At 53.7% G+C, this 13,914-nt stretch carries 14 protein-coding genes; 13 read left to right on the plus strand and 1 reads right to left on the minus strand.

Annotation, left to right across the window (positions count from 1 at the left end; genetic code table 11):
• The first annotated feature begins 16 nt into the window (after nt 1–16).
• Together IPJ96_15370 and IPJ96_15375 are read left to right on the plus strand one after the other, a co-directional pair.
• Nucleotides 17–1,417: an MBOAT family protein gene (locus IPJ96_15370; protein ID MBK7911696.1), complete on the plus strand. Its 1,401-nt coding sequence runs from the start codon at nt 17–19 to the stop codon at nt 1,415–1,417.
• A 1-nt stretch (nt 1,418) separates the two neighbouring features.
• Nucleotides 1,419–2,381 carry a hypothetical protein gene (locus tag IPJ96_15375; protein ID MBK7911697.1) on the plus strand — a complete coding sequence of 321 codons (963 nt, stop codon included), beginning with the start codon at nt 1,419–1,421 and terminating at the stop codon, nt 2,379–2,381.
• Here IPJ96_15375 and purN read toward each other — a convergent pair.
• Complete coding sequence (gene purN / locus IPJ96_15380; protein MBK7911698.1) at nt 2,315–2,908, minus strand: phosphoribosylglycinamide formyltransferase; 594 nt, start codon at nt 2,906–2,908, stop codon at nt 2,315–2,317. The genes IPJ96_15375 and purN overlap by 67 nt on opposite strands.
• An 88-nt stretch (nt 2,909–2,996) precedes the next feature.
• On the opposite strand from purN, the gene IPJ96_15385 reads away from it, so the two are divergent.
• The 11 genes from IPJ96_15385 to IPJ96_15435 all read left to right on the plus strand — a co-directional run bounded on the left by IPJ96_15385 (nt 2,997) and on the right by IPJ96_15435 (nt 13,812).
• Complete coding sequence (locus IPJ96_15385; GenBank protein MBK7911699.1) at nt 2,997–3,644, plus strand: DUF47 domain-containing protein; 648 nt, start codon at nt 2,997–2,999, stop codon at nt 3,642–3,644.
• A 20-nt stretch (nt 3,645–3,664) separates the two neighbouring features.
• Nucleotides 3,665–5,242, plus strand: coding sequence for an inorganic phosphate transporter (locus IPJ96_15390; GenBank protein MBK7911700.1), 1,578 nt, complete (start codon nt 3,665–3,667; stop codon nt 5,240–5,242).
• Nucleotides 5,243–5,622: 380 nt separating this feature from the next.
• The gene (locus tag IPJ96_15395; GenBank protein MBK7911701.1) at nt 5,623–5,859 is read left to right on the plus strand and encodes an acyl carrier protein; all 237 of its coding nucleotides are present in this window, start codon (nt 5,623–5,625) and stop codon (nt 5,857–5,859) included.
• 97 nt (nt 5,860–5,956) lie between these two features.
• Nucleotides 5,957–7,210: a beta-ketoacyl-ACP synthase II gene (gene fabF, locus IPJ96_15400; protein MBK7911702.1), complete on the plus strand. Its 1,254-nt coding sequence runs from the start codon at nt 5,957–5,959 to the stop codon at nt 7,208–7,210.
• Nucleotides 7,211–7,230: 20 nt separating this feature from the next.
• Nucleotides 7,231–7,953: a ribonuclease III gene (gene rnc, locus IPJ96_15405; GenBank protein MBK7911703.1), complete on the plus strand. Its 723-nt coding sequence runs from the start codon at nt 7,231–7,233 to the stop codon at nt 7,951–7,953.
• 61 nt (nt 7,954–8,014) lie between these two features.
• Nucleotides 8,015–8,437, plus strand: a complete 423-nt coding sequence (locus IPJ96_15410; protein MBK7911704.1) for an IPExxxVDY family protein — start codon at nt 8,015–8,017, stop codon at nt 8,435–8,437.
• A 20-nt stretch (nt 8,438–8,457) separates the two neighbouring features.
• Nucleotides 8,458–9,891, plus strand: a complete 1,434-nt coding sequence (pyk, locus tag IPJ96_15415) for a pyruvate kinase (GenBank protein ID MBK7911705.1) — start codon at nt 8,458–8,460, stop codon at nt 9,889–9,891.
• Nucleotides 9,892–9,899: 8 nt separating this feature from the next.
• Nucleotides 9,900–10,946 (plus strand): M42 family metallopeptidase, encoded by a 1,047-nt coding sequence (locus IPJ96_15420; GenBank protein MBK7911706.1) that lies wholly within the window; start codon nt 9,900–9,902, stop codon nt 10,944–10,946.
• A 90-nt stretch (nt 10,947–11,036) separates the two neighbouring features.
• Complete coding sequence (locus tag IPJ96_15425; protein ID MBK7911707.1) at nt 11,037–12,104, plus strand: PAS domain-containing protein; 1,068 nt, start codon at nt 11,037–11,039, stop codon at nt 12,102–12,104.
• A 10-nt stretch (nt 12,105–12,114) separates the two neighbouring features.
• Nucleotides 12,115–13,224, plus strand: coding sequence for a PAS domain-containing protein (locus IPJ96_15430; protein MBK7911708.1), 1,110 nt, complete (start codon nt 12,115–12,117; stop codon nt 13,222–13,224).
• Between the two features lie 270 nt (nt 13,225–13,494).
• A complete protein-coding gene (locus IPJ96_15435) occupies nt 13,495–13,812 on the plus strand; it encodes a hypothetical protein (GenBank protein MBK7911709.1) in 318 nt (105 codons plus the stop codon).
• Nucleotides 13,813–13,914 lie beyond the last annotated feature (102 nt).

Consider the following 13,914-nt stretch of genomic DNA (forward strand, 5'->3'; position numbering starts at 1 on the left):
CACGCCCTGCCGAAAGATGCTGTTCAACTCCCTCGCCTTCGCGCTGTTTTTTCCCCTGGTGACGTTCGGGTACTTCCTGCTGCGGCCAGGGCAACGTTGGTGGTGGTTACTACTGGCCAGTTGCGTGTTTTACATGTACTTCCGGCCGGTTTACATTCTTGTTCTGGCACTGACGATCGGTATCGACTACGCCGCCGGCCTGCTGATGGAACGCAGCAGCGATTTCCGGGTCCGCCGGAGGTGGCTGGGTGCCAGCCTGATCGCCAACATCGGCATTCTGGCGTTCTTCAAGTATTGGGGGTTTCTGGACGAAAACCTGGCGGCGCTGACCGGCTGGACCGGATCCCCCTTGCGATTGCCCGTGCTGGATGTGGTGCTGCCGGTCGGGTTGAGTTTTCATACGTTTCAGGCGATGAGCTACACCTTCGACGTGTACTACGGCCGGCAAAAAGCCGAGCGCCATCTCGGCATTTACGCGTTGTACGTCATGTTTTATCCGCAATTGGTGGCGGGTCCCATCGAACGACCGGGACAATTGTTACCGCAATTCCGGGAACATCATACGATCGATTACGGACGTATCAGCAAAGGGCTGGTGCGTATGCTCTGGGGGCTTTTCAAAAAGATCGTCGTCGCCGACCGTTTGTCTTTGTTTGTGGATCCCATCTTTCGGGAACCCGAGGGATATGGCGGCATCACGATGGTGTGGGCGATTCTCTTTTTCTCCATTCAGATCTACGCGGATTTTTCCGGGTACTGTGACATCGCATTGGGCGCCGCGCAAGTAATGGGTTTCCGGTTGATGGAGAATTTCCGTCATCCGTATTTCAGCGCCAGCTTCCGTGAATTCTGGACCCGTTGGCACATCTCGCTTTCACAATGGTTCCGCGACTTCGTCTACATTCCCCTGGGCGGGAATAGGGTTCCGATCATCAAAGAAATCCGTAACCTGCTGATCGTTTTCGCGCTGAGCGGTCTCTGGCATGGCGCGAGCTGGACGTTCGTAGTCTGGGGACTGATCCACGGTTTCTTTCTGATCACCGAGCGCCTGTTATTCCCCAACGGTCGAAGTTCAACGATCCTGAATCGCCTGCTCACCTTTACGGGCGTTTGCCTGGCATGGGTCTTCTTTCGCGCCGACAGCTTCGACGACGCTATGCAAGTCTTTGCCGGCTTGTTTCGACCATCGGCAGGATGGATCGGTCTGCCGCTCATCACTACACAGTCGTTCATTACGGATCTGCTCCTGCTGCTCCTGCTCTTTCTTGCCGAATGGCGTCAATGGCATCAACCCGGAACAGCCTCCGCTGCTCCTTCCCGGCGATGGGCGGCTTACGGCTGGCATGCAGCCCTGGCCGTGCTGATCCTGTTATACGGCGTCTTCGAGGCCCAATCGTTCATCTATTTTCAATTCTGACATGCGCAGGCTGATTCTGGAACTCTTTCTTCTATTAGCCTTCATGGGTGTGGTGTATGGCTTGCTTGAATGGCGCTACCGCGACTATTCCATTGGCCTCGACGGACAGTACGCGCAATTCCGGATGGAACAAACCCAGGCTGAAGTGCTTTTCCTCGGCAATTCGCATATCATACCCTTAAAAGCCGCCTCGGATTCCATGCGCAAGGTGCGCTCCGCCTCGCTGGCATTTGTGGGGATGGACTTGTTCTGGACAAAAGTGCTGCTGAACCGCCAGCAGGATGCTCTTCCCCGTCTGAAAGAAGTGGTCTTGTATGCCGATCCGGAAATACTGGGCTACAATCAGACCTTACACGGCCAGGCCTGGATCAACCGGGTCTTATATCGTTACGGTGACACCCTGTACAATGATCGCCTTTCCGATCGCTGGATGGCGCGCAGTAATTTTTTCCGGTCAAATCGGGACCTTTCGTACCTGTTCAAAGAGCGGAACGGAAGTGCCGAACTTCCGATCGTTCGCGACCGACTCTCCCTGCCACTGGACGATACGATCGCTTGCAAAGTCAGGGCCATCGAAAACAGCAGATCAAGATTTGACGAACGCCTGTTTCCGGAAAATCTACGCTACCTGAACACGATCCTTGATTGCTGCAAACAACACGGGTGGCAGGTAACGCTTGTGCGCACACCGAAACGATCCGCTTTCCTGCGCTACTTTGAACATGCCGGGATCGAACGGGCCCGTTTAAACTTGGATTCCCTGGCAAAAGCCAGAGGCTTGTTTCTGTTTGAACCCGGCTGGTCGGCTGAAGACGATCGGTTGATCGCGGATCCGGATCACCTCCTGCTGGATGGCGCGAAACGATTCTTAGAGGAACTTGATTCGGCAAAGGAGCATCACGCGCGCGAATCCGGGATGGGCAATCCGGATTCGATCAGCTTTTCGATGACTACCGGAAAATAACGGTGTTCAAGGGCATGGATCTTGAGCGCGAGCTGATCGGCGTTGTCCGACCGATCAACATGACAGGCGGCTTGAAAAAGTATATCGCCCGAATCGAACTGCTCATTCACCGCGTGTACCGTGATGCCGGAAATCGGCTGGCCGGACTCGATGACAGCACGGTGAACGTGTTCGCCGTAAAAACCCTTGCCGCCGAACTGCGGTAGTAAAGCGGGATGGATGTTGATGATCCTCCCGTGAAAAGCGTCGATCAGGTTGGCCGGCACCAGCCAGAGAAAACCGGCAAGGACGACCAAATCGATCTTCTCCGATTTCAGGAATTCGACTACAGCGGTTGTTTCGCGGAATTGCCGTCGGTCGAACAGGTGACAAGGGACATGCAGCGCTTTTGCACGACCGATCACACCGGCATTGGGATTGTTGGTCAACACCCAACTGACCCGTATCGCCGGATGTTGTTGAAAATAACGGATGATTTTTTCGGCATTACTTCCTGAACCGGAAGCGAATACAGCGATGCGCGTCATGCCCGCCAAAGATAGCAAATGAGGGTACTTGGGAATCCCGTGTTCCTTGCTTTTTCGTTACTTTGCCCCCGTTCAACTTCCACACCTCATGTCGGCCAACAGTTTCATTCAACTCTTCGTTCCCAAAGACCGGAAATTCTATCCCATGCTCGAACAGGCTTCCGCCAACCTGGTGGCGGTTTCCAAAGTCCTGTACGAACTGATGAATACCTCCAGTCCGGAAAAACGCATACCGCTTTTCCGCCAGATTGAAAAACTGGAACATACCGGCGACGAGATCACCCACCAGATCTTCAACGAAACCAGTAAGACCTTCATTACTCCCTTCGACCGGGAAGATTTGCAGCGCCTCGCCAGCGGACTCGACGACGTACTCGACTACATCCACGGCTCCGCCAAACGCATTGAACTGTACAAGGTCGAAACGATGCACCCGAGCATGGTCAAACTCGCCGAGTTGATCATGAGCTGTTCCAATGAACTGTACAACGCGATCAGCGGATTGCGCAGCATGAAGAACCAGATGAAGGTCCGCGAAGCTCTGGTGCGTGTCAACAGCATCGAAAACCACGCGGACGACATCTTCGATAACGCGGTTGCACGCCTGTTCGAAGACGAAAAAGACGCCATTCAGATCATCAAGATAAAGGAAGTGCTCAGCGCGCTGGAAACGGCCACCGATAAGTGCGAAGACGTCGCCAACGTCATCGAAACCATCATCGTGAAACAGGCCTAAACGGAACCGCCGAACCATCCATGACACTGCTGATCACCGTCATCGTCCTCGCCCTCCTGTTCGATTTCATCAACGGGTTCCACGATGCCGCCAACTCCATCGCTACGGTTGTATCGACCCGCGTCTTATCGCCGGTCAGCGCCGTGATCTGGGCGGCTTTGTTCAACTTCGTCGCCTTTTTCATCTTCAAGGACCACAGCGTCGCCAACACGATCGCCAAGACCGTTCAGGACCGCTTCACCGCTCCTGAAATGAGCCCTTTGCCGATGATTCTGGCCGGACTGCTCGCAGCCATATCGTGGAATCTCATCACCTGGTGGTACGGGATTCCATCTTCTTCATCCCATACACTTATTGGCGGATTCGCCGGCGCTTTCATCGCTGCTTACGGTTTTGAAGCCGTTCGATCCGGTGTTGTCTGGGCAACGGCCATCTTCATCGTCGTCGCCCCGGTCGCAGGTATGTTGATGGCCTACCTCATCTCGCTCTGGTTCCTGCACAGTTTCCGAAAATCCCTGATTGCGAAATTCGTATCCATCACGATCATGGTCGGCGTGGCATGGGCTGTCTGGAATACGTTGGAATTCAAGAAGGATTTCAATGGCGGCGCCTCCTATACCTACATGTTCGATCGCAAGGTGAGCAAGGACGAGTTGAAGAAAGCCCTTACGTTCAAGGACGATCACTACAAAGAATATGCTCCGGTCATTGCCGCCGGTAAGGACAGTCTCGGCCAGCCGGATGCCAGTGGAACCGTGTACACGATCAGAACGGACTACCTGAAAAAGCCCGGACAAACGACCGAACTCTCCGAACTGACCGTGGCGATCGAACAAGGAATCGGAAAGACCAAAGCGGGTTATCGCTTGCTGGAAACACACCGCATCAGCGAACAGGCTGATCCGAAAGAACGGTTCGATACTTCCAATCTGAAGAACGGCTTCGAAACCTATTGGCTGAAGGTCATCTTCCATGGCGCGAACTTTAAATGGATCCTGCTCGGCTTCATCGTGTTGGTAATCGGCGGCACGACGCTGGTCCTCAGTTCCATCAACATGTCGCAAACCAATACCCTGTTCAAGCGCCTGCAACTGTTCTCTTCCGCCGCCTTCTCGATCGGTCACGGTGGTAACGACGCGCAAAAGGTCATGGGTATCATCTCCGTCGCGCTCATCGCGAATGGCAACATCGCGAGCATGAAAGAGATGCCGACCTGGGTGCCGCTTGCATGTTATACCGCTATTGCAGCCGGAACACTCAGCGGCGGTTGGAAAATCGTTAAGACGATGGGCGGAAAGATCACCAAGGTGACTCCCTTCGAAGGTGTTGCAGCCGAAACAGCCGGCGCGATCACGCTCTTCTTTACCGAAGGCCTGAAGTTCCCCTGGAAGATCGGCGGAGAAGTCATCAAAGGCATTCCGGTCAGTACTACCCATACGATCACCGGATCGATCATCGGTGTGGGTGCTACGAAACGACTGTCGGCGGTACGCTGGGGTGTTACCATCAACCTCGTTTGGGCCTGGATCCTGACCATTCCGGTGTCCGCTTTGCTGGCGGCTATTTTCTACGAGTTGATCAAACTTTTCCTTCGATAAACACGTCGAATCATGGTATTGAAAGCCCTTGCCAATGCGAGGGCTTTTTTATTGTCATTCTGTAAACTGGAAATAATCGAACCGCATTTTTTCTTGAATTAAAATTTTCAATCATCATTACAAACAATTAAATGGCCAATTTGAAGGCATACCCGATGGTAATCGTCTTTTCAAATGTTCTATTTAGCAAGGCTTCACCCGGACATCCACAGGCCGGCCGGGCGGAAGCGAGCCGCGGATTTCTATTCACATTAAAGCTAAATCGTTCATTATAAGCAAGAAACACGCCTGTCCGAATACCCTTCCTATTTTGATATTAAGGTGAATCCCCTTTATTTTGCACCTCATTCAAATCCCTACACAACTAAAACGGATCTACAATGGCTGACATCGCAGCAAAAGTGAAATCCATCATCGTCGACAAACTTGGTGTTGATGAAAAGGAAGTGACCCCGGAAGCCAGCTTCACGAACGACCTGGGCGCTGATTCCCTCGACACCGTGGAACTGATCATGGAATTCGAAAAGGAATTCAACATCGCCATCCCGGATGACCAGGCCGAGAAAATCTCTACGGTCGGTCAGGCCATCGAATACATCGAGAAAAACGTGAAGTAATCACGATTCTCCTTTCAAGATCCCCGGCCTTGTCGGGGATCTTGTTTCTCCCTCCCTCCTTTTTTCCGTCTCTCAACCTCTAGGTTTCCCGCCTCCTATGCAGCTCAAACGCGTTGTCGTGACCGGTCTTGGAGCGCTAACACCGCTCGGTAACTCTGTTCAGGATTATTGGAACGGCTTGATCCAGGGTATCAGCGGAGCGGATTTGATTACCAAATTCGACGCGTCGAAATTCAAAACGCGTTTCGCCTGCGAAGTCAAGAACTTCGACCCGAACAACTACTTCGATCGCAAAGAAGGCCGCAAACTGGACGGCTTTTCACAATACGCCTTGGTTGTAGCGGACCAGGCTGTAGCAGACGCCGGCATCAACCTGGAAACGATCAACCACGACCGCGTGGGGGTCATCTGGGGTTCCGGTATCGGCGGTCTAAAAACCTTTCAGGACGAAGTAATCGCCTTCGGTCGTGGCGACGGCACTCCGCGTTTCAATCCTTTCTTCATTCCGAAGATGATCGCCGACATCGCGTCGGGTCACATCTCGATGAAGTTCGGTTTCCGCGGCCCCAACTTCACCACCGTTTCCGCCTGCGCTTCCTCTACCAACGCGCTCATCGACGCGTTTACCTACATCCGCCTCGGCAGGGCGAACATGATCCTGTCCGGCGGTTCCGAATCCACCGTCAACGAGACTTGCGTCGGCGGCTTCAACGCCTTGCAGGCACTCTCCCAGCGCAACGACGACCCGAAGACCGCCTCCCGTCCGTTCGATCTCGATCGCGACGGCTTTGTCATGGGTGAAGGCGCCGGTTGTATCATCCTCGAAGAACTCGAGCACGCCAAAGCACGCGGCGCAAAAATCTACGCGGAAATCGTCGGTGGCGGTATGTCGGCCGATGCGTATCACATGACTGCACCGCATCCGGAAGGACTGGGCGCAGCCTTGGTTATGCGTGGCGCGTTGGAAGATGCCGGCATGACGACCTCCGACATCGACTATATCAACGTTCACGGCACGTCAACCCCGATCGGCGATCCGCAGGAAATCAAAGCCATCCAGACCATCTTCGGCGAGGATGCGTACAAGCTGAACATAAGCTCGACGAAGTCGATGACCGGTCACCTGTTGGGTGCAGCCGGCGCCATCGAAGCCATCGCGTCGATCCTTTCCGTCGTGAACGATATGGTTCCGCCGACCATCAACCATTTCACCGACGACCCGGCCTTCGATCCGAAACTGAACCTGACCTTCAACAAGGCGCAAAAGCGCACTGTTCGCGCGGCCTTGAGCAACACCTTCGGTTTTGGCGGGCACAATGCTTCGGTCATCTTCCGCAAGTACGAAGGCTGAGCACAGCATCGTCCAACCGATTGAGTTTCCTCTCCGGCATACGGCACCTCTTTTCCAAGGACAAATCGTTCGTCCGCGCCCTGCGCAACCTCCTGGGGTTTACGCCGCGTAACCTTTCCTTATACCATCTTGCGTTCAAGCACCGGTCCACTGCCGAAGAACATCCGAGCGGCATCAAGATGAGCAACGAACGCCTCGAGTATCTGGGAGACGCGGTTTTAGGAGCCATCATCGCCGAACACCTCTTCAAACGATTCCCCTTTCGAGAAGAAGGCTTTCTCACGGAGATGCGCAGCCGGCTCGTCAACCGCGAACAATTGAACAAGCTGGCGGTAAAGATCGGTGTCGACCGCTTCATGCAGAACTCGATCGATCCCGGCGCGAAGAACCGCTCCGCTTACGGCGACGCGTTCGAAGCCCTGATAGGGGCCGTTTACCTGGACCAGGGATACAACGTCACCCGGCAGCTCGTCCTGAACCGCATCTTCCGGCATCACATCGACGTCGATGTCGTTGAACAGACCGACAGCAACTTCAAGAGCAAGCTCATCAACTGGTGCCAGAAGGAGAAGCGCACGGTCGACTTTGAATTGGTGGAGGAAGTGGAAAATGGCGGGAAACGCCTGCTTCGCGTCCGGGTACTGGTGAACGGCGAAGAAGTGGCGCAGGGCGAAGACTTTTCGAAAAAGCGGGCTGAACAGATCGCTGCCGAAAAAGCGATCGGCATTCTGGGAATTTCCTGAAGTCAGTAAGATTCCGGCGGGGCGGACGACGGTCGCATAATCCTCCGTAATTTCACACGGGATGAAAAAAGTCGTGTTGCGGATCGACGAGGATGAACAGTACGGATTCGTGCTGATCGGAATCGTTTGCCAGCACCGCGATTATCGGCTCTGCCGGGAAATCAACCTGGCGCTCGACATTTCCCTTGCGCGTGATAACGATTTCGAGGTCTTCACCAAAAAGCGCATGGAAGCGATGACCTTCACCCGCTTCTCCTTCATCAACGAGGAAGAGGACGAATATTATATGTTGGCGAACAAAGGCGACGGCGGAATGTTACTGCCGGAGCAGAAGCAGATCGATTACTTCCTCCTCATTCGCCCCGGGAGGAACGAGATCGACTCCGGCAATCTCTTGCCGGAACTGAAAAAAATCCCCATGATCCTCGGCGCCTACGCCTTCGAACCGAAAGAACTCAAGTCGCGCGAGAACCTGCTCTTCTGAGCTCCTTCCCATCCAACCTTATGGCATCCATTCCTTTCAATAAGACCAAGATCGTCGCGACGATCGGCCCCGCATCCAATACCTATGAAGTATTGCGCGAACTGATCCGTGCCGGTGTCGACGTCTGCAGACTGAACCTCTCCCACGGCGACTATTCCGTACACCAACAGGTGATCGAAACGATCCGACGGATCAACGAAGAACTGCGTGTCCATACTGCCATTCTGATCGATCTGCAAGGCCCGAAACTTCGTATCGGCCAGGTGGAAAACGAACCGGCCCTGCTCGTACGCGGCGAAGAACTCGTGTTCACCTCGCAGGAATGTACCGGTAACGCGCAGCAGGTGTACATGAACTACCGTCAGTTTCCGCAGGACGTAGCCATCGGCGACACCGTGTTGATCGACGACGGGAAACTGTCCCTCCGTGTCACCGGCACCAACCGCACCGACCGTGTCACGGCGGTCGTGGAGATCGGCGGCCCCCTTCGCTCACGCAAAGGCGTCAATTTACCCAATACGAAAATCTCACTGCCCAGTCTTACCGCGAAGGACCTCGACGACCTCCAGTTCGCGCTGCGCATGAACGTGGATTGGATCGGTTTGTCCTTCGTACGCACCGCGCGCGACATCATCGAATTGAAACAGATCATCGCGCGCGAGGGGAAACGCGTCCGGGTGATCGCGAAAATCGAAAAACCGGAAGCGCTGCAGGAGATCGACCACATCATCCGGGAAACCGATGGCCTGATGGTAGCCCGGGGAGATCTTGGCGTGGAACTTCCGATGGAAGATGTCCCCCTGATCCAAAAGATGCTCGTCGACAAATGTATCCGTGCATCCAAGCCGGTCATCATCGCCACGCAGATGATGGAAAGCATGATCAACAACGCCACGCCTACCCGCGCGGAGGTGAACGACGTGGCGAATTCCGTACTCGACGGAGCGGACGCCGTCATGCTGAGCGGCGAAACTTCCGTCGGCGAGTATCCGGTCCGCGTCGTGGAAAGCATGCGCCGCATCATCCAAACGGTCGAAACACAGGGTTATCGCTACAACCGCAATAACCAGCCCGACATCACCAGCGATACGTTCATTTCCGATTCGGTTTGCTACAATGCCGGCGTCATGGCTTCCCAGGTCGGCGCGCGCGCAATCGTCGGTATGACCCGTTCGGGATACACGGCTTACCGCATCTCCGCGCAACGGCCCTCCGCCGACATCATCATCTTCACCGATGTACCGTCGCTGCTCAGCGTCCTGAGTTTGGTGTGGGGCGTCCGCGGCTATTTTTACAACAAGGCGGTCTCCACCGACCAGACGATCCGCGACCTGCAGCAAATCCTGAAAGAACAAGGCCACGTGAAATCCGGTGATATCATGATCCACCTGGCCAGCATTCCGCTCGAAGAACAAGGTCGAACGAACATGATCAAACTCGGACGCGTCAACTGATCCCGTATATGGCTCTCAACATCTCCCTCCTCAAAGAAATCTGCGAAACGCCCGGGGCACCCGGCTTTGAACAACGCGTCCGCTCCGTCGTACTGCGTGAATTAAGCAAGTTGCCGGTTGATGTCAGCATCGACAACCTCGGCAATGTCACGGCTTTCCGACGCGGCCGCTCGCCGAAGAAAGTGATGATCGCCGCGCACATGGATGAGATCGGTTTCATCGTCACGCACATCGACGACAACGGATTCCTGCGCTTTCATCCGCTCGGCGGTTTCGACCCGAAGACACTGACGGCTCAACGCGTGATCGTGCACGGCCAACAGGACCTCATCGGCGTCATGGGCAGCAAGCCGATCCATCTGATGTCGCCGGAAGAACGGAACAAGACCGTGCAAATCCAGGACTACTTCATCGACCTCGGGCTTTCAAAAGAAGAAGTAATCAAACACGTAAGCATCGGTGATCCGATCACCCGCCAACGTGAGTTGATCGAGATGGGTAACTGCGTCAACTGCAAATCGATCGACAACCGAGTATCCGTATTCATCCTCCTGGAGACGATGAGTCGTCTGAAAGATTTCCCTTACGATGTCTATGGCGTTTTCACCGTTCAGGAAGAAGTCGGCACCCGCGGCGCGAATGTAGCCGCGCACCAGATCGGTCCCGACTTCGGCTTCGGACTGGATACCACCATTGCCTTCGACGTACCCGGATCACAGGCGCACGAGCAGGTGACCAAACTGGGCAAGGGAGCCGCGATCAAAATCATGGATGCCTCGACCATCTGCGATGTCCGGATGGTGGATTATATGAAAAAGACCGCTGACAAACATGGGATACCGTGGCAGCCCGAAATCCTGGCCGGCGGAGGAACGGATACGGCGCCGATTCAACGCATGGGGAAAACCGGTTCGATCGCCGGGGCGGTATCCATTCCCACCCGTCATATCCACCAGGTGATCGAAATGGCGGATCGAAACGACATTGATGCGGCCATTCGCCTGCTGACCGCTTGCATCGAAGGACTGGATACTCATTCCTGGGAATTCCAGTAAGCGAAATTTACCCGTGATTATTCTGCGTCTGCGAAAAAGTGGTTTTGCAAATTGGCGCGAAAGATTATCTTTCCGTGAATTTCCTTTTTCATGATTGCTCCTGCACTTGAGTTTCTGCAACCCGCACTTCCGGTGTTCGACACCTCGGAAGATGCCGTGTTGCTGCTCGACCTGCACGGCATCGTTCAATATGTAAACGGTTGTTTCCTGGACCACCTCGGTTTCAGCCGACAGGAAGTGCTCTATTCCCCCTGCACACGATTTCATTCCGAACTGAGTTTTCGCTTCGATGACTTATTGTCGCGCCTGGCCATGGAAGAGACCGTGGTACAGGACGTGACCTGTCTCGATAAAAAGCGACGCGAAAAACAATTCAGGCTCGTCAGCACTTTGCTCCGCGACATACAAGGACAAGTCCGCGGAGTCATGGTAGTCCTCAACGGGCGGAAATCGCTCCGGGAACAGGAAATGAAACACTTCGAGAATCAGCGCATGCTCCTGTCCGCGCTCAATGCTCGCAGGAACGAACTGATCACGATCATCGATGTGCAACTACAATTGACCGTCTTCATCTCCAATTCCGTGGGTTCGATCCTCGGATGGAGGCCACAGGAATACCTGGAAGGAGGATGGCCGTTTGAGTTCGCCAATTTCCATCCGGATGACATGAATCTCATCGCCCTGGTGTACTACCGGGAAATGGTTCGCCGGAACCAGAACAAGGAACTCGACGACCAACCCATCAAATGGGAATTCCGTCGTCGTCACCGAACCGCTACCTGGCGATGGATCCGGAGTGAATCGTACATTCTTGAACGTGATGAACGCGGCAACATCAAATACCTGATCAGCTTCGAACAGGACATCACGGAAGAAAAGCAGGGAAAGAACGAAACGGTCAGGCTGGTGGAATCACTGCTGGAGATGCCAGCGAGAAAATTCCCCGACCCGTTTGTCCTGAGCGGATATAGCCTCTCTCCGCGCGAAAAGGAATTGATCGGTCTCTTACAACGCGGATTGTCTGCCAAGGAAATGGCCCTCCGAATGGGCTTGACCCTTTATACGATCAACTCCTACAAGAAAAAACTACTGGCGAAGTTGAATGCCAGGAATTCCGCCGAGCTGGTGCGGATCGCGATTGAACATCACCTGATCTGACTCGTTTTTTATGGCCGGCGCCAAACGGTTCCTCCAACCGATCCGAAGCATCCTGGAAACCTCCAGAAGCGGAATTCTCATCGTGTCAACGAATGGGAAGATCACGTTCATGAACGAAAGTCTTGAAAAACACTGTGGGATCTCGTTCAACGCTTTACGTGGAAAACCCCTTTCGCATTTGTTTCCTGAGAACAGTGTGGATGACCTTAAGGAGGTCACCGAGGGCTATACGATTTCCAAAAAGTTCCGGATGCAGATGCGTCATGCCAGCGGTTTGCAGAATAACTTCGTCTTCGTTTCCCGGATTATCGAACAGGCTAAACCGGAAGGATTCCTGCTCATCATTCAAGCTTCGGAAAAAGTCAGGGGCAAGGGGTTGGCAAAGGACCAAAACTCGATCCTGCGGGTCATGGACCGGCGCACCAATGAAGCGTGCTTGATTACCGACATCCTTACGGGTGAAGATCATTTCATGAGTAACTCCATCCGGCAATTGACGGGATGGGACAAGGAAGATTTTCTCAAAGGCGGCTTCGGATTCGGTCTGTCACTCATTCATCCCGACGATGTTTCTCAGGTCATGAAGATCTATGAAACCGAAGTCGAGAAACGAAACCGGGAACCCTTCCTGCACGATCATCTTTCCTGGCAGGTGGAATTCAGGTACCGTCGGTCCGATGGCCGGTATGTGTGCCTGGCGACCGAAACGATCGTGCTCGACCGGAACGAGCAGCAACACGTACGCATGATCATGACCACCTTCCGTCCGGCTGAACACCTTCGGGCTTCATCCAATTCAATTGCAGGCGGCTTGTCGGAAGAGTCCATTCGCTTGATCGACGGTAAACCGTACATCGATATCGGCTACCTGAACAGACTCAGAAGCCAAACACTCACACTTACGCCGGCCGACCGGCCGGAACAACCGAACCTGACCAACCGGGAACTCCAGATCCTCCGCCTGTTGGCGGACGGGTTTTCTACCGAGAAAATATCCGAAAAATTGAATATCAGTTCCCATACGGTATCGACCCACCGGAAACAGTTGTTAAAAAAACTGGACGCCCGAAATGGGGCAGAATTAGTCACCAAGGCCCAGAAACTGGGTATTCTGACGTAGAAGGAGTCGAATAAAGTAGGGTATTCTTTCGCCAAATCAGGCGATTTTAATGGAAAAATCAACCTCTCACCTTTGAGGTCAGTTTTTCCACACTAGCTCCACTTTCTTTACACCGTTTTGGCAAAACCCGGCGGACGCAGCTGCCGGGTTTTTTTATTTTTTCACGGTGATTTTCGATGGATTGGTCCGGTTGAGGCTGAGGTTTACCAACAATTCTTGAATACCCCCCGTCCCGGGAGTTTCCTTTGTTCCGAAACAAACAACTTCCTCATGACGGCAATAGAACTTCAGGATTTTCTGCACGTGTACAGCATGATCTCTTTCCGCGACGGCAGAAAAGAGCCCGGCTTACTCTTGAACAAGTACGACGCGGTACTTCAACAAGTACGTTTTTACTTCATTCCCCAGGCGGAAATGCAGGCATACAAAACCGCCTTTGACCGATACGATCGGGAAGTGTGTAACCGGATCCTGCAGCCGGTCGAACCGACTCAAATACTTGGTGTACGACCGGTTTCACTCAGCGACTACAAGATGATCCTGCAACTGCTGCATGACAGAAATCAGGAACTATCGCAAATGCGCTGATTTGCTCAAAAATTCATGGTCAAACCCGCCGGAAATTGATTCCGGCGGGTTTGTCATTTCATAACGGTTTATTGACCTCAAAGTAATGGACTGGAAGCCCCT

The organism is Bacteroidota bacterium (genome assembly GCA_016713765.1).
GTDB lineage: Bacteria > Bacteroidota > Bacteroidia > AKYH767-A > 2013-40CM-41-45 > Pollutiaquabacter > Pollutiaquabacter aromativorans.